Below are 17,281 nucleotides of genomic sequence, written 5' to 3'. Positions count from 1 at the left end.
AAACGTAACACACCGTTGGGAATAGCGGAGGAGACAACCGTGCAACGCGAAGACGTACTGGGACAAGCCCTGCAATTACTTGAGATTTATGGGATCGCCAGCACCACGCTTGAGATGGTAGCCGACCGTATCGATTACCCCCTGGATGATCTTAAGCGCTTCTGGCCGGATAAAGAGGCGCTCGTTTATGATGCTCTACGCTATCTCAGCCAGCAGGTTGATATCTGGCGCAGGCAACTGATGCTGAATGAAGAACTGACTGCGGAACAAAAGCTGCTGGCGCGCTATACCGCCCTGACGGAATGTGTCAGCAACAATCGCTATCCGGGTTGCCTGTTTATTGCGGCCTGTACGTTCTATCCCGATCCCGACCATCCTGTCCACCAGTTGGCGGATCAGCAAAAACGGGCTGCGCATGACTTCACTCACGAACTGCTGACCCGTCTTGAAGTGGATGACCCGGCAATGGTGGCGAAACAGATGGAGCTGGTGCTGGAGGGCTGCCTGAGCCGCATGCTGGTGAACCGTAGCCAGGCCGACGTAGATACGGCGCACCGACTGGCGGAAGATATTCTGCGCTTTGCTCAGTGCCGTATGGGTGGGGCATTGACGTAAGCGAGCCTGTTAAATTTGCCCTATTCGACGCGCAAACCATCAGATTGCCGCAAAGTTAAGCAATTGAACAGCTTTTCCCGAAATAATGTTGACGATAAGGCGCGATTGCGGTTTAATGCGCTCCGTTGCCCGGATAGCTCAGTCGGTAGAGCAGGGGATTGAAAATCCCCGTGTCCTTGGTTCGATTCCGAGTCCGGGCACCACTATTTAAAGAACCCAGCCTATGGCTGGGTTTTTGCTTTTCTGCGTTTATAAATCCCTTCTTTAGTATTCTTGCTTCTTTTTACCGTGGGATCGTGCGGTCTGCCATGCCCGGTGGCGCTGCGCTTACCGGGCCTACAAAACCATCCGGCATGATTTCTGACGCACAAAGCAAAAAACCCCGCACCTTACGGTACGGGGTTCTTCTTATTTGATGCCTGGCAGTTCCCTACTCTCACATGGGGAGACCCCACACTACCATCGGCGCTACGGCGTTTCACTTCTGAGTTCGGCATGGGGTCAGGTGGGACCACCGCGCTAAAGCCGCCAGGCAAATTCTGTTTAATCTGTATCAAGGCTGAATTTTGATTGTTCGTCTCTTCGCCAAAACATCTTCGGCGTTGTAAGGTTAAGCCTCACGGTTCATTAGTATCGGTTAGCTCAACGCATCGCTGCGCTTACACACCCGACCTATCAACGTCGTCGTCTTCAACGTTCCTTCAGGAGACTTAAAGTCTCAGGGAGAACTCATCTCGGGGCAAGTTTCGTGCTTAGATGCTTTCAGCACTTATCTTTTCCGCATTTAGCTACCGGGCAGTGCCATTGGCATGACAACCCGAACACCAGTGATGCGTCCACTCCGGTCCTCTCGTACTAGGAGCAGCCCCCCTCAATTCTCCAGCGCCCACGGCAGATAGGGACCGAACTGTCTCACGACGTTCTAAACCCAGCTCGCGTACCACTTTAAATGGCGAACAGCCATACCCTTGGGACCTACTTCAGCCCCAGGATGTGATGAGCCGACATCGAGGTGCCAAACACCGCCGTCGATATGAACTCTTGGGCGGTATCAGCCTGTTATCCCCGGAGTACCTTTTATCCGTTGAGCGATGGCCCTTCCATTCAGAACCACCGGATCACTATGACCTGCTTTCGCACCTGCTCGAGCCGTCACTCTCGCAGTCAAGCTAGCTTATGCCATTGCACTAACCTCCTGATGTCCGACCAGGATTAGCTAACCTTCGTGCTCCTCCGTTACTCTTTGGGAGGAGACCGCCCCAGTCAAACTACCCACCAGACACTGTCCGCAACCCGGATTACGGGTCTACGTTAGAACACCAGCCATTAAAGGGTGGTATTTCAAGGACGGCTCCATGCAGACTGGCGTCCACACTTCAAAGCCTCCCACCTATCCTACACATCAAGGACCAGTGTTCAGTGTCAAGCTATAGTAAAGGTTCACGGGGTCTTTCCGTCTTGCCGCGGGTACACTGCATCTTCACAGCGAGTTCAATTTCACTGAGTCTCGGGTGGAGACAGCCTGGCCATCATTACGCCATTCGTGCAGGTCGGAACTTACCCGACAAGGAATTTCGCTACCTTAGGACCGTTATAGTTACGGCCGCCGTTTACCGGGGCTTCGATCAAGAGCTTCGCGTTGCCGCTAACCCCATCAATTAACCTTCCGGCACCGGGCAGGCGTCACACCGTATACGTCCACTTTCGTGTTTGCACAGTGCTGTGTTTTTAATAAACAGTTGCAGCCAGCTGGTATCTTCGACTGATTTCAGCTCCACCCGCAGGGGCTTCACCTACATATCAGCGTGCCTTCTCCCGAAGTTACGGCACCATTTTGCCTAGTTCCTTCACCCGAGTTCTCTCAAGCGCCTTGGTATTCTCTACCTGACCACCTGTGTCGGTTTGGGGTACGATTTGATGTTACCTGATGCTTAGAGGCTTTTCCTGGAAGCAGGGCATTTGTTACTTCAGCACCGTAGTGCCTCGTCATCACACCTCAGCGTTAAAAGGTACCGGATTTACCTGGAACCTCCGCCTACATGCTTAAACCGGGACAACCGTCGCCCGGCTAACATAGCCTTCTCCGTCCCCCCTTCGCAGTAACACCAAGTACAGGAATATTAACCTGTTTCCCATCGACTACGCCTTTCGGCCTCGCCTTAGGGGTCGACTCACCCTGCCCCGATTAACGTTGGACAGGAACCCTTGGTCTTCCGGCGAGCGGGCTTTTCACCCGCTTTATCGTTACTTATGTCAGCATTCGCACTTCTGATACCTCCAGCATGCCTCACAGCACACCTTCAACGGCTTACAGAACGCTCCCCTACCCAACAACACATAGTGTCGCTGCCGCAGCTTCGGTGCATGGTTTAGCCCCGTTACATCTTCCGCGCAGGCCGACTCGACCAGTGAGCTATTACGCTTTCTTTAAATGATGGCTGCTTCTAAGCCAACATCCTGGCTGTCTGTGCCTTCCCACATCGTTTCCCACTTAACCATGACTTTGGGACCTTAGCTGGCGGTCTGGGTTGTTTCCCTCTTCACGACGGACGTTAGCACCCGCCGTGTGTCTCCCGTGATAACATTCTTCGGTATTCGTAGTTTGCATCGGGTTGGTAAGCCGGGATGGCCCCCTAGCCGAAACAGTGCTCTACCCCCGAAGATGAGTTCACGAGGCGCTACCTAAATAGCTTTCGGGGAGAACCAGCTATCTCCCGGTTTGATTGGCCTTTCACCCCCAGCCACAAGTCATCCGCTAATTTTTCAACATTAGTCGGTTCGGTCCTCCAGTTAGTGTTACCCAACCTTCAACCTGCCCATGGCTAGATCACCGGGTTTCGGGTCTATACCCTGCAACTTAACGCCCAGTTAAGACTCGGTTTCCCTTCGGCTCCCCTATGCGGTTAACCTTGCTACAGAATATAAGTCGCTGACCCATTATACAAAAGGTACGCAGTCACACCACGAAGGTGCTCCCACTGCTTGTACGTACACGATTTCAGGTTCTATTTCACTCCCCTCGCCGGGGTTCTTTTCGCCTTTCCCTCACGGTACTGGTTCACTATCGGTCAGTCAGGAGTATTTAGCCTTGGAGGATGGTCCCCCCATATTCAGACAGGATACCACGTGTCCCGCCCTACTCTTCGAGTTCACAACCTGTGTGTTTTCGTGTACGGGACTGTCACCCTGTACCGTGCGACTTTCCAGACGCTTCCACTAACACACAAGCTGATTCAGACTCTGGGCTGCTCCCCGTTCGCTCGCCGCTACTGGGGGAATCTCGGTTGATTTCTTTTCCTCGGGGTACTTAGATGTTTCAGTTCCCCCGGTTCGCCTCGTTAACCTATGTATTCAGTTAACGATAGTGTGACGAATCACACTGGGTTTCCCCATTCGGACATCGCCGGGTCAAAGGTTCATATCACCTCGCCGGCGCTTTTCGCAGATTAGCACGTCCTTCATCGCCTCTGACTGCCAGGGCATCCACCGTGTACGCTTAGTCGCTTAACCTCACAACCCGAAGATGTTTCACTTCATGATTGCGAAAATTTGAGAGACTCGAACACACCTTAAAGATGTGTCGTTTCAATTTTCAGCTTGATCCAGATTTTTAAAGAGCAAAACTTCTTAATGCACTCAAAAGTACATTCAGAAGTTCATCATTCATCAGACAATCTGTGTGAGCACTACAAAGGCAGGTTCTTTAAGGTAAGGAGGTGATCCAACCGCAGGTTCCCCTACGGTTACCTTGTTACGACTTCACCCCAGTCATGAATCACAAAGTGGTAAGCGCCCTCCCGAAGGTTAAGCTACCTACTTCTTTTGCAACCCACTCCCATGGTGTGACGGGCGGTGTGTACAAGGCCCGGGAACGTATTCACCGTAGCATTCTGATCTACGATTACTAGCGATTCCGACTTCATGGAGTCGAGTTGCAGACTCCAATCCGGACTACGACGCACTTTATGAGGTCCGCTTGCTCTCGCGAGGTCGCTTCTCTTTGTATGCGCCATTGTAGCACGTGTGTAGCCCTACTCGTAAGGGCCATGATGACTTGACGTCATCCCCACCTTCCTCCAGTTTATCACTGGCAGTCTCCTTTGAGTTCCCGGCCTAACCGCTGGCAACAAAGGATAAGGGTTGCGCTCGTTGCGGGACTTAACCCAACATTTCACAACACGAGCTGACGACAGCCATGCAGCACCTGTCTCAGAGTTCCCGAAGGCACCAATCCATCTCTGGAAAGTTCTCTGGATGTCAAGAGTAGGTAAGGTTCTTCGCGTTGCATCGAATTAAACCACATGCTCCACCGCTTGTGCGGGCCCCCGTCAATTCATTTGAGTTTTAACCTTGCGGCCGTACTCCCCAGGCGGTCGACTTAACGCGTTAGCTCCGGAAGCCACGCCTCAAGGGCACAACCTCCAAGTCGACATCGTTTACGGCGTGGACTACCAGGGTATCTAATCCTGTTTGCTCCCCACGCTTTCGCACCTGAGCGTCAGTCTTTGTCCAGGGGGCCGCCTTCGCCACCGGTATTCCTCCAGATCTCTACGCATTTCACCGCTACACCTGGAATTCTACCCCCCTCTACAAGACTCTAGCCTGCCAGTTTCGAATGCAGTTCCCAGGTTGAGCCCGGGGATTTCACATCCGACTTGACAGACCGCCTGCGTGCGCTTTACGCCCAGTAATTCCGATTAACGCTTGCACCCTCCGTATTACCGCGGCTGCTGGCACGGAGTTAGCCGGTGCTTCTTCTGCGGGTAACGTCAATCGATGAGGTTATTAACCTCACCGCCTTCCTCCCCGCTGAAAGTACTTTACAACCCGAAGGCCTTCTTCATACACGCGGCATGGCTGCATCAGGCTTGCGCCCATTGTGCAATATTCCCCACTGCTGCCTCCCGTAGGAGTCTGGACCGTGTCTCAGTTCCAGTGTGGCTGGTCATCCTCTCAGACCAGCTAGGGATCGTCGCCTAGGTGAGCCGTTACCCCACCTACTAGCTAATCCCATCTGGGCACATCTGATGGCAAGAGGCCCGAAGGTCCCCCTCTTTGGTCTTGCGACGTTATGCGGTATTAGCTACCGTTTCCAGTAGTTATCCCCCTCCATCAGGCAGTTTCCCAGACATTACTCACCCGTCCGCCGCTCGCCGGCAAAGTAGCAAGCTACTTTCCGCTGCCGCTCGACTTGCATGTGTTAGGCCTGCCGCCAGCGTTCAATCTGAGCCATGATCAAACTCTTCAATTTAAGTTTGATGCTCGTGAATTAAACTTCGTAATGAATTACGTATGTTCACTCAGAGACTTGGTATTCATTTATTGTCCGAAGACATTAAGAATCCATGTCACTTTGAGTGCCCACACAGATTGTCTGATAAATTGTTAAAGAGCAGTGCAACGCGGCTTTCGCTCACCGTTGCGAGGTGGCGTATATTACGCTTTCCTCTTTCAGAGTCAACCCGTTATTTCAGGATTTTTTCTCTTCAACCGACCGGGCTGTCTGTGAAGTGATTCACATCCGCCGTGTCGATGGAGGCGCATTATAGGGAGTTCCCGAACGACCGCAACCGAAAAGTTGCAAAAAAATGACTGACTGCTGCATTCCCCAGCAAAACCCCGCCTTATACCCTTTTATGCACAAAGTTATCCACAATCATGCACAGATCCGGACGCGATCCAACGAATTGAGCGGGAAGATCAACTATACTAGCGGCAAATACTCTCCTCTGTGCAGACCGCTTCATGACCACACAACGCCTCACCCGTGACTGGCGTCTCCCTACCGCTGGGTTGATGCTGCTGGCAATTCTCTTTGCCGGTTTTACCCTACATGCGCACTGGAACGCCTTTATCCAGTGGTGTCTTGCCACGCAAATTACCCTGCACCGTTATCTGGTGATGTACCTGCTGCAGCTGAATAACCACCAGTACAGCGGTGGGTTATGGCTGTTAACGGGGGCTTTCCTTTATGGTGTTCTTCATGCCATCGGACCTGGGCACGGAAAATTCATTGTGACGACCTATTTGACCACCAATAAGGAAAGCGAGCTGGCCGCCCGGGTCGTCCCCTTCCTGGGTAGCCTGATGCAGGGCGTCAGCGCCATTCTGTTTGTCTTTATTCTGGCGGTGGGGTTCAACCTCGCCTCAGGGGATATCAGTACCAGCCGCTGGTACGTGGAGAAGATCAGCGCAGTACTTATTGGCGCATTCGGCGCATTTGTCATTTACCAGGCGCTGAAGAGTCTGCGCCCGCGCAGGATGTCTGTCTCTGCCATTAAGCCGCTTCATCAGCACGACGAACACTGTGGCTGCGGCCATCACGGCGTAGGTACAGACCTGACGCAGGGCGACTGGAAAACCCGTCTGGGCGTAATTCTGGCAATTGGGGCACGCCCGTGCAGCGGGGCGATCATGATTCTGATGTTTTCGAACGCGCTGGGCATCATTACCTGGGGAGTGGCCGCAGTCATGACTATGTCTTTGGGAACCGCGCTCTCTATTGTGGGGCTTTCCCTGGCTGTACGGTACGCCCGCGAACGTACGGTGACCTGGTTCGGAGAAAGCGCCTCATTAAGATGGCTGGTGCCGGCAGTCAAAATAGCCGGAGGGATAGTCCTGATCCTGTTCGCGACGGTGCTGTTCCTGACGGTGATCCCCATCAGTGCCAATGGCGACTACATCGCCGCCGGATGCTAATAAAAGAAAACCCGCCGTTGGCGGGTTTCTTTATTACTCGTTGATGCGTGGATGCTGATCCACCAGTCGGGAGCGTTTTTTCTGCAGCTCTTCAATCTCGGCGTCAATATCCTCAATCTTCTGCTCTACATTATCGTAGTGCTCACGCAGGATCTCTTTCGCCTCCTGAATATCCGATGCCGCAGGCGTGGCGCCTTTCAGAGGACGATTCGCCGTCTCCTTCATGGTAATACCGGTAATCAAACCAATCACCGCGATCACCATCAGGTAATAAGCCGGCATCATCAGGTTCTGCGTGCTCTCCACCAGCGAGGCGGCAAGCGTCGGGGTCAGACCGGCAATCAGTACCGAGATGTTAAAGGCCGCGGCCAGCGCGCTGTAGCGAATGTGGGTCGGGAACATCGCGGGCAGCGTTGAGGCCATCACCCCGATAAAGCAGTTAAGGATCACCGCCAGCATCAGCAGACCGGCAAAAATCAGCCCCAGCACATCGCTGTTAATCAGAATAAATGCCGGGATTGCCAGCGCAAACAGCGCAACGCTTCCCAGAATAATGAACGGTCGACGGCCAAAACGGTCACTCAACAGGCCCATAATCGGCTGCACAAACAGCATACCGACCATGATGGCGATAATAATCAGCACACCGTGATCTTCCGAGTAGTGCAGGTTATGCGACAGATAGCTCGGCATGTAGGTCAGCAGCATGTAGTAGGTCACGTTGGTCGAAATCACCAGACCAATACAGGTCAGCAGGCTGCGCCAGTGCTTAGTGGCAATCTCTTTGAACGATACCTTCGGACCATCCTGCAGCCCTTCACGGTCACCCTGTTCCAGTTTATCGACGTGCTGCTGGAACGCAGGCGTCTCTTCAAGCGCATGACGAAGGTAGAGACCAATGATCCCCAGCGGCAGTGCCAGGAAGAACGGGATACGCCAGCCCCAGTCGAGGAAGTTCGCTTCCCCCACTACGGTTGAAATCAGCACCACCACGCCCGCGCCCAGAACGAACCCGGCAATGGAGCCGAAGTCCAGCCAGCTTCCCATAAAGCCGCGCTTACGGTCGGGGGAATACTCGGCAACAAAGATCGAGGCGCCGGTATATTCACCGCCCACGGAGAAGCCCTGCGCCATCTTACAGATCAGCAGCAGAATCGGTGCCCAAATGCCGATGGTGGCGTAAGAAGGGATAAGACCGATACAGAATGTACTGATCGACATAATGACGATGGTGATAGCCAGGATCTTCTGACGACCATATTTATCACCGAGCATACCGAAGAACAGACCACCCAGCGGGCGAATCAGGAAGGGGACGGAGAACGTACCCAGTGCGGCAATCATCTGCAGGCTGGGATCGGCCCCGGGGAAAAACACTTTACCTAACGCATAGGCCACAAAGCCGTAGACACCAAAATCGAACCATTCCATCGCATTACCGAGCGAGGCTGCGGTAATCGCTTTACGCAGTTTTGCGTCATCAATAATGGTGACGTCGCGAAGCGTGATGGGTTTAATCTTTTTCCTTCTCAGCATAGCTATCCTCGTTGACTCGGCCCTGTCTGTTTCACAGTCCAGTTTACGTTCTGTGAACCATGGGATCCGCTCCATGCGAATCGCCTTATTCAAGCGTAGCAGGTTTACTTACATTGACGTTTTACGTCGATACAACCGAACCTGTTGACGCCTGCCTGGGCAGTTAATGACCTTTTTACCCTACCAGCGTTTATATTTGTGATCAACTTCACACATATTTCAGCGTCAGGTCAACTCGTTCCCGGATTTGTCAATGAGTGCAAATAAGCACTTTCTCATCCCCGCCTTTAGAGCCCCTTCACACACATCATGAGTTCTTTCTCAACAAAAAAACAAACCACGTTTTCTCACATTCAATTTACATAAATTTTCATCATCAAGAAGCCATCGATGCTTTTACATTGAATATGTGACAAAGATAACTAAAACGATGTTTTATTTTCATTGAATCAATATTCCATTGATCGCATGATAAATCCGAATACAACGTTTCATGTGTTTTCCAATGAGGTCAATCGAGAGCACTCATTTATTTTCCTTGCAGGGTTATCGAGAAATGCCCCTCAAGCACAAACGCCAATCAATTGAATTTATTGACTAAATTTTAGCACCGATCGCCCGTCAGGCGGGGTCAGATGTGAGGATTGTCTATGAAGATTAAAGCCACGATAGAACGCATACCCGGCGGTATGATGCTGGTTCCGCTGGTACTGGGCGCCATCCTGAATACCCTTGCCCCTGATACCGGGGCTTATTTTGGCGGTTTCACAAAAGGCATGATAACGGGCACGGTTCCGATTCTTGCCGTCTGGTTTTTTTGTATCGGTGCATCCATTAATTTGCGGGCGACGGGTACCGTATTACGGAAATCCGGTACGCTGGTAATAACCAAAATAGCGGTAGCCTGGGCAGTAGCGATGATATGCGCGATGTTCATCCCGGAGACTGGAATTCAGACCGGGTTCTTCGCGGGATTATCGGTGCTGGCGATTGTCTCAGCGATGGATATGACTAACGGCGGATTGTACGCCAGCCTGATGAATCAGTACGGGACAAAAGAAGAGTCCGGCGCATTTGTGTTGATGTCTCTGGAGTCTGGCCCGCTGATGACGATGCTGATCCTGGGGTCTGCTGGCCTGGCCTCTTTTGAACCCCACCACTTTGTCGGCGCGATCCTGCCCTTCCTGATCGGCTTTGCCCTTGGCAATCTCGATCACGATCTGCGTGATTTCTTCAGCAAAGCCACGCCGGTGCTGATCCCATTCTTCGGCTTCGCGCTGGGGAACACCATCAATCTGAAGGTTATCCTTGATACCGGCCTGCTGGGTATTGTGCTGGGTGTCGCCGTAATTATCATTACCGGTATCCCGCTAATCATTGCCGACCGCGCGATCGGGGGAGGAAATGGCACAGCGGGCGTCGCCGCCTCTTCAGCCGCAGGCGCTGCCGTCGCCAACCCGGTGATTATTGCCCAGATTAACCCGGCCTTCGAACCGGTGGCCGCTTCCGCGACGGCGCTGGTTGCGGCCAGCGTGATTGTCACCGCGATTCTGGTGCCGATCGTCACGGCGCTGTATGCGAAACGCTACGGGAATATGCAAGAGACCCAGCCTGAACCGAAACCAATTGAAATGAATCATTAACGCGCCGCACCAAACCACTCCCTCTCCCCCCGGGGAGAGGATCAAGGTGAGGGGAAGAAGGGATTCACCCAAAAATCTCTTCCACCATCCCGTCCACCAGCCGTTTTGCCGAACAGAGCCTCGGCATTCCCAGCGCGACGGTCTGCCAGTTTTGCGTCACTGACCAGCTCACCGGATGCTTATCCGCCTGACACCAGTCCCCCAGCCAGCCCAGCATGTCTTTATGATCGATCAATCCCGGCGAAGCTGGCGTTGTCAGCCACTGGTGATAAAAATGGCGGGTCGTGGGGGAGGCATTGATGCCCTGCGCCAGATAGTTAGCCGCCATGCTGCGCAGGTTATCCTTAAGCATTGCCGCCACATCTTCGTTCGCGAGACGGCATGCGTCGCCAAATGCCCCCCAGCGCAGCTCCTCCAGGACGATAAAACAGCGCCCGGCCAGCGACCAGCCATCATAATGCCCGGCCCGCCAGCGGGTAAAAATTTGCTCGCTGTGCTCACCCGCCTGCACCGTCAGGCCGCGCTGGGTCAGCGCCTTTTCCTTATAGGCTGCGCGTTGGGTAAAATGAGACACGAGATCGGCGTACTGCTGCGTCAGTCCGGGGGACTGCAGGGTGCGCGGGTGAGTCTGCTGACGCAGCGCAATCAGCTTCTCTGCCATCAGCGTCAGCGCGAGATGACCCGGATCAAGCATGCTGGCCAGTTTTTCCGCCAGCCCCAGACGCAGCCCCGCATTTTCATTGAGCATCCCCGCCATCGCCCAGGGGCGTAGCCGGGTATGCGTCATGATTTCCTGCGTCAAACGCTCACGAAACTGCAGCTGCTGTGGTCCCAGGCGAGGATGACGCGCCGCGTCTCCCCCCTGCACCAGATCGACCATAAATTTTGGATTAATACACTCCAGCGTTCGCCCGGGGCCGTCCAGTAGTGGTGTTGTCATGGTTGCTCTGCCGCGAATAGAGTTTGAATATCATCGCGTAACAGTCGGGTATCTTCCTGTATCCACGTCGCAGTAGTGATGCTTTGCTTCAACAACTGGCAGAGCGCTCGGGTTGAGTGCTCATTTTGCTGACGCACTGCGAGGCTATCACGCAAGCTTTCCTGTAACCCGGTCAGGCACAACGAAAATTCTGCAAAGAACGTCGCCATTCCTGCCGTAACAGAGACATCGACCTGCGCGGACAAAGCTTTACGTATTTGTTCACAAAACTGATCTATATGTTGCTTAAATTTGTCATGTAGCTGCGCAATGTCGATAACATACCGCGTGCGCGTTTCCACATACTCGTCCCAGCCCCAGCCCGGATTATTGAGCCAACGAGAGACCGTTTCACGCATGCTGCTCCCGCCGGAGGGAGGGACGGCCTGGCTGTCGTCCTGCGCAATCGCATCGTTGAACAGCGCCCGCGTATTGAAGTTAAGCTGGCTTGCCTGAAACGCCGGGAAGCTGATCCGCGCCCGAAAACCCGCATGGCTCAGATGCTCTTTAATACGCGTTTCGATGGGACGCATGGCTTCGTTCAGAGAGCGCGCCAGCGTGGACTCCAGCTGATCGAAGCGTAACGCCAGCTCCCGGCCGATCTTCGTCTGGGCATCCAGCATCACCTGCTCGCAGGAGGCGCGTAATTTACTCAGCGCAATCTGCGCCTGCCTTTCATCGTCCAGAACCAGCTGCTTCAGCACCTCACCGCGAAGGTTCGGCCGGTCGGTGCCTGGCAAATCAAGAATCGGGTGCGTGCTGAACACCAGGTCAATTTCATGGTGTAGCGCGGTTTTTTGGGACCCGATAAAGTCCGCGGTAGCGCTCAGCGCTTCCTCAACCTCGTGTTTCACCTCATCGCTCACCACGCACTGACGCGTCTGCAAAAGCGCCATGTCCTCTTCCAGACGTGCAATATTCAACTCCAGCGCCTCAAAGGCCACCGTCAGCCCCTGATAGCGGAAATCGAGATACTCGCGGGCATTTTGCGCGTAGTTGAGCAGCTTATGCGAGGCCGAACGCAGCGCGTATAGCGAGGCATTGGCATAGGCGGCGTAAATCAGCTTACGTATCGGTTGCTCGAAGAGCGAATCTTCCCAGAGCAAATCGGCAGAATGTCGGATATGGTCGATATCGTCCAGGTCCGCCGTACGCCAGCGACGTCCGAGTGCCGCTTCGGCGAAATCCTGCACCCAGGGTTGCTCCTGATGATCCGGCAGTTGCCCGTGCGTACTCAACTCGTAGCGCGCGCGGTTCGCCAGATACGCCCACATGGACGAAACGGGATAAATCTGCCCAGGCGAAATATTGCCTTTCATTAAGGTGCCGGAGATCATCGCCCGGATTTGTTCTTCATCGTCGCTATTGCGATCTTTCTGATCGAATTTATTCACCAGCGCATACAGCGGCACCGATTTTCCCGCCGCGGAAATGGCCTGGCGGACTTCTTCATCAGAGATGGATTTAAGCTGGGTATAATCCATCACGGCCAGCACCGCCGATGCGCGGGAGAGTTGCTCGCTGAGCATTTTTTGCAGATGCGGCTGTCCGGCCTCGTTCGGCCCGGGCGTGTCGAGCAGCGTCAGCTGCCCGAGGTGGGCATCCAGGCCCGCAAGATGCACGAACTCCACTTCAATGACCGGGATATGTTCGATAGCCGCATATTCCGAGAACGGAAACGCCACGCCCAGCGCCTGGGAAAGTCTCACCAGGTCATTGAGGCTTTTCAGACAATGAAATATCGGCTGCGCGCCCAGATGATGCTTCTCAAACGCTTCCCCTTTTTCAATGCGCTCCAGCAGCGTATTCATGTCTTTATCAATTTCCAGACGCTGGGCCAGCTTCCCGCGATCGTAATCGCATAGCTGTTTCTGAAGCAGTTGGATCAATTCATCAATCGGGGAGGCATGAGAGAAATGCAGCACCGGCTCCTTCTGACCCGGCGTGTGGCGGATCAGCGTCGGCAGCGCCGTCATCGGACGATTGCGGTTCGGCAGCACTTCGGTACCCACAATCGCATTAATGGTGGTCGATTTTCCCGCTTTCATGGTGCCCACAATGGCCAGGACCATTTCCAGCCGGGTTATTTTCCGTAATTCATTATTCAGCATCGCCTGCTGCGCGTCGACGCCGCGCGCGCTAAAATGCAAAGGTAAAACGTTGTTCGTTTCGCCTGTAATAGCAGCCGCAGTGCTCTCCAGCATTGCAGTCGGCATTGATTTCAACGTATCAAGATTTTGCAGGGCAAGCTGTAACAAACGCTCCGCTTCCTGGCTTAATTCAAAAATGGTCTGTGTGTGCATGATAAAAGCCTTTCCTTAACGCAAATTTATTACTTTTATTAAGCCACTTGTTTTAATTATGTCGTTCAGGCTTATATGATCACGTGTGGAAAACATGTTCGCCGAAATATAACTGATTGAAGATAATCAGAAATAATTCACTATCCTTGCATGGCGTGTATAGCTTCTCTCCTGGCCCGTTAGCCAAAAGAAAAAAGCGTAGCCCATTTTTAAGAAACTTCAGGATATATCATCATTATTTATCCACCTAAAAAGAGAGGTAATGCGCCACTGCCATAAGATATGTAGGGCAGTGAAGTCCGGCGATAAATAACAATGTGTCGCTTCACCTTATCCGAAATGGCAGAGCGTAGCAATTTGCTGCAATAAAATATTCGATATATTTATCGTCATTTCTTCCCACCGTGTTAATGGGCATAAGCATCGCTTAACTGACTGACAGAACGTGTCACTCCCGATACGCTTTTTGCCTTTTTAATTCACAATATCACCGACAACGGTGTGGATTTGCGCTATACTTGCCGCCTTTTTCGGCACCCTGCCGTCATTTTGCTGGCACTTTCCAGCGCGTTTACACTTTTGAGGATACCGATATGTCACTTCCACACTGCCCAAAATGCAATTCTGAATACACCTATGAAGATAATGGCATGTTCATCTGCCCGGAATGCGCTCATGAATGGAATGATGCCGAGCCGGCTCAGGATGCTGATGCGCTCATCGTGAAAGATGCGAACGGCAATCTGCTGGCGGACGGTGACAGCGTTACCGTCGTTAAGGACCTGAAGGTGAAAGGCAGTTCTTCCATGCTGAAAATCGGCACCAAAGTGAAGAATATCCGTCTGGTTGAAGGCGATCATAATATCGACTGCAAAATTGACGGCTTCGGTCCGATGAAACTGAAATCTGAGTTCGTGAAAAAGAACTGATTTACCCGCCCGGTGGCGCTTCGCTTGCCGGGCTTTCGGGAACTACACTTAATGGGCTTTTCTTACGTGAGGTAAAGATTATGCCGTTAAGTCCCTACATCTCTTTCGCCGGCAACTGCGCTGAGGCCACCGCCTTCTACCAGCAAGCCGTCGGCGCAGAGCTTCTCTATAAAATTACCTTCGGCGAAATGCCAAAAAGCGATAACAGCGATGAAGGCTGTCCGTCCGGTATGCAATTTCCGGATTCGGCTATCGCCCACTCCAACGTCCGCATTGCGGGCAGCGATATCATGATGAGCGACGGGATGCCGCCTGGCAGCAACGCGCAGTACGCGGGCTTTACGCTGGTGCTTGACACCCAGGACGTCGATAAAGGCAAGCGCTGGTTCGACAACCTTGCCGATGGCGGGAATATCGAAATGGCCTGGCAGGAAACCTTCTGGGCGCACGGTTTCGGTAAAGTCACCGACAAATACGGCGTGCCGTGGATGATTAACGTCGTCAAGCAACAAACGTCGTAGGCAGGACACGCGCAGCGCATCCGCCCACAGCGCCGGTGGCGCTGCGCTGACCGGGCCTACGGTGATTGTCATCAAACTCCGCTCAACTCTTCAAACTCCCGCAACCTGCACTTAACCCAAATGTCACATTGATGCGCCAGCATGAGGCCACATTTATCGTGAGGCCCAGCACATGCAAACTGTCATCCGCGTCGAGAAACTGAGCAAGACCTTCAATCACAACAAGGCTCTGCATGCCGTTGATCTGACCGTCCGGCAGGGCGATATGGTGGCGCTTCTCGGGCCTTCCGGCTCGGGTAAATCCACTCTTCTGCGCCATTTGAGCGGGCTTATCACCGGCGATAAAACGCCGGAAAGCCACGTCGAGCTGCTGGGTAATACCGTGCAGCGCGCGGGGCGTCTGGCGAGCGATATCCGCAAGAGCCGTGCCCAGACGGGCTACATCTTCCAGCAGTTCAACCTGGTAAACCGCCTGACGGTGCTGGAGAACGTGCTGATTGGCGCGCTCGGCAGCACCCCGTTCTGGCGCACCTGTCTGCGCTGGTTCACCCCTTCCCAGAAGCAGGAAGCCTTACAGGCGCTGACCCGCGTCGGGATGACGCACTTCGCCCACCAGCGCGTCTCCACCCTGTCCGGTGGACAACAGCAGCGCGTGGCGATTGCGCGCGCGCTGATGCAGAAAGCGCAAATCATTCTCGCTGACGAACCCATTGCCTCGCTGGACCCGGAGTCCGCCCGCATCGTGATGGAAACCCTGCGCGACATTAACCAGAACGACGGTATTACCGTGGTGGTCACGCTGCATCAGGTGGATTACGCCCTGCGCTATTGCGAACGCATCGTCGCCCTGCGTCAGGGACACGTGTTCTTTGATGGCGCGAGCCATCAGTTTGATAACGAACGTTTTGACCATCTCTACCGCAGCATTAACCGCGTCGAAGAGAACGCGCAGGCTGCTTAATTAAACCCGATCCGAGGAAAGTACATGAGCTACAAAGCCGTTGCCGCGCTGGCCTTTACCAGCATGTTCAGCCTCAGCACCCTGTTAAGCCCGGCGTATGCACAAGAGCAGGAAAAAGCGCTGAACTTCGGCATTATTTCGACGGAATCACAGCAAAACCTGAAACCTCAGTGGGAACCGTTCCTGAAAGATATGGAAACCAAACTGGGGATCAAAGTGAACGCCTTCTTCGCCCCGGACTACGCGGGCATCATCCAGGGGATGCGCTTTAATAAAGTAGACATCGCCTGGTACGGCAACCTCTCCGCCATGGAAGCGGTGGACCGCGCGAACGGCCAGGTCTTTGCCCAGACCGTCGCGGCAGATGGCTCCCCGGGCTACTGGAGCGTGCTGATCGTCAACAAAGACAGCCCAATCAACAACCTCAATGACATGCTCGCCAAACGCAAAGCGCTGACCTTCGGCAACGGCGATCCGAACTCTACCTCCGGCTACCTTGTCCCTGGCTACTACGTCTTCGCCAAAAACAACGCCTCCGCCAGCGACTTCAAGCGCACGGTGAACGCCAGCCATGAAACCAACGCTCTGGCCGTGGCCAACAAGCAGGTGGATGTTGCCACCAACAACACCGAGAACCTCGACAAGCTGAAGACCTCCGCACCGGACAAGCTGAAAGAGATCAAGGTTATCTGGAAATCCCCGCTGATCCCCGGCGACCCGATCGTGTGGCGTAAAAACCTGTCCGAAAGCACCAAGGACAAGGTGTACGACTTCTTTATGACCTATGGCAAAACGCCGGAAGAGAAAGCGGTCCTCGAACGTCTGGGCTGGGCGCCGTTCCGCCCGTCAAGCGACCTGCAGCTGGTCCCGATTCGCCAGCTGGCGCTGTTTAAAGAGATGCAGGGCGTGAAGGACAACAAAGGCCTGAAGGACGAGGAGAAAACCAGCAAAGTGGCCGCGATTCAGGCCCAGCTTGAAGACCTCGACCGCCTGACCGCCGCGCTAGGCGCGATGACGAGCGTGAATAAAGCGGTGCAGTAACGCTTTTCGCCCGGTGGCGCTGCGCTTACCGGGCCTACATTTTGGATCGTAGGC

At 53.8% G+C, this 17,281-nt stretch carries 10 protein-coding genes, 1 tRNA gene and 3 rRNA genes; 8 read left to right on the top strand and 6 right to left on the bottom strand.

Annotated elements, in window-relative coordinates:
- Nucleotides 1-39 precede the first annotated feature (39 nt).
- Both KGP25_RS02225 and KGP25_RS02220 read left to right on the top strand, forming a co-directional pair.
- A complete protein-coding gene (locus KGP25_RS02225; protein ID WP_021240733.1) occupies nucleotides 40-615 on the top strand; it encodes a transcriptional regulator in 576 nt (191 codons plus the stop codon).
- A gap of 127 nt (nucleotides 616-742) precedes the next feature.
- Nucleotides 743-818, top strand: a tRNA-Phe gene (locus KGP25_RS02220).
- Between the two features lie 214 nt (nucleotides 819-1,032).
- Here the strand turns inward: KGP25_RS02220 and rrf are convergent.
- From rrf to KGP25_RS02205, 3 genes are all read right to left on the bottom strand, one after another.
- Nucleotides 1,033-1,148: ribosomal RNA gene (gene rrf, locus KGP25_RS02215) — 5S ribosomal RNA — on the bottom strand.
- A 73-nt stretch (nucleotides 1,149-1,221) separates the two neighbouring features.
- Nucleotides 1,222-4,125: ribosomal RNA gene (locus KGP25_RS02210) — 23S ribosomal RNA — on the bottom strand.
- Nucleotides 4,126-4,324: 199 nt separating this feature from the next.
- A 16S ribosomal RNA gene (locus KGP25_RS02205) occupies nucleotides 4,325-5,866 on the bottom strand.
- The 16S, 23S and 5S rRNA genes sit together here, the layout of an rRNA operon.
- Nucleotides 5,867-6,360: 494 nt before the next feature.
- Between KGP25_RS02205 and KGP25_RS02200 the strand changes: the two genes are divergently transcribed.
- Entirely contained in the window at nucleotides 6,361-7,314 is a 954-nt protein-coding gene (locus KGP25_RS02200) for a nickel/cobalt transporter (RefSeq protein WP_223539896.1), read from the top strand.
- Nucleotides 7,315-7,347: 33 nt separating this feature from the next.
- Here the strand turns inward: KGP25_RS02200 and proP are convergent, their stop codons facing one another.
- Nucleotides 7,348-8,850 (bottom strand): glycine betaine/L-proline transporter ProP, encoded by a 1,503-nt coding sequence (gene proP / locus KGP25_RS02195; protein ID WP_024906762.1) that lies wholly within the window; start codon nucleotides 8,848-8,850, stop codon nucleotides 7,348-7,350.
- Nucleotides 8,851-9,500: 650 nt separating this feature from the next.
- On the opposite strand from proP, the gene kdgT reads away from it, so the two are divergent.
- On the top strand, nucleotides 9,501-10,493 hold the full coding sequence (kdgT, locus tag KGP25_RS02190) for a 2-keto-3-deoxygluconate transporter (protein ID WP_045909208.1): 993 nt from the start codon (nucleotides 9,501-9,503) through the stop codon (nucleotides 10,491-10,493).
- Nucleotides 10,494-10,557: 64 nt separating this feature from the next.
- On the opposite strand, the gene KGP25_RS02185 is transcribed toward kdgT, so the two are convergent.
- Nucleotides 10,558-11,433: a diguanylate cyclase regulator RdcB family protein gene (locus KGP25_RS02185; RefSeq protein WP_045909207.1), complete on the bottom strand. Its 876-nt coding sequence runs from the start codon at nucleotides 11,431-11,433 to the stop codon at nucleotides 10,558-10,560.
- Nucleotides 11,430-13,775: a clamp-binding protein CrfC gene (crfC, locus tag KGP25_RS02180; RefSeq protein ID WP_223539895.1), complete on the bottom strand. Its 2,346-nt coding sequence runs from the start codon at nucleotides 13,773-13,775 to the stop codon at nucleotides 11,430-11,432. The genes KGP25_RS02185 and crfC overlap by 4 nt, the downstream gene beginning before the upstream one ends.
- Before the next feature lie 593 nt (nucleotides 13,776-14,368).
- Between crfC and KGP25_RS02175 the strand changes: the two genes are divergently transcribed.
- The 4 genes from KGP25_RS02175 to phnD all read left to right on the top strand — a co-directional run bounded on the left by KGP25_RS02175 (nucleotide 14,369) and on the right by phnD (nucleotide 17,227).
- Nucleotides 14,369-14,704 carry a zinc ribbon domain-containing protein YjdM gene (locus tag KGP25_RS02175; protein WP_008500067.1) on the top strand — a complete coding sequence of 112 codons (336 nt, stop codon included), beginning with the start codon at nucleotides 14,369-14,371 and terminating at the stop codon, nucleotides 14,702-14,704.
- Nucleotides 14,705-14,784: 80 nt separating this feature from the next.
- Entirely contained in the window at nucleotides 14,785-15,225 is a 441-nt protein-coding gene (yjdN, locus tag KGP25_RS02170; RefSeq protein WP_223539894.1) for a VOC family metalloprotein YjdN, read from the top strand.
- 172 nt (nucleotides 15,226-15,397) lie between these two features.
- Complete coding sequence (gene phnC / locus KGP25_RS02165) at nucleotides 15,398-16,186, top strand: phosphonate ABC transporter ATP-binding protein (protein WP_126534913.1); 789 nt, start codon at nucleotides 15,398-15,400, stop codon at nucleotides 16,184-16,186.
- Nucleotides 16,187-16,210: 24 nt separating this feature from the next.
- Entirely contained in the window at nucleotides 16,211-17,227 is a 1,017-nt protein-coding gene (phnD, locus tag KGP25_RS02160; protein WP_196353095.1) for a phosphonate ABC transporter substrate-binding protein, read from the top strand.
- Nucleotides 17,228-17,281: the final 54 nt, after the last annotated feature.

The sequence above is a fragment of the Enterobacter sp. JBIWA003 genome (assembly GCF_019968825.1).
In the GTDB taxonomy this organism is placed as follows: domain Bacteria; phylum Pseudomonadota; class Gammaproteobacteria; order Enterobacterales; family Enterobacteriaceae; genus Enterobacter; species Enterobacter quasiroggenkampii.
Note: the sequence above shows the minus strand (reverse complement) of the source record. Positions and strands in the feature narration are given on the sequence as shown.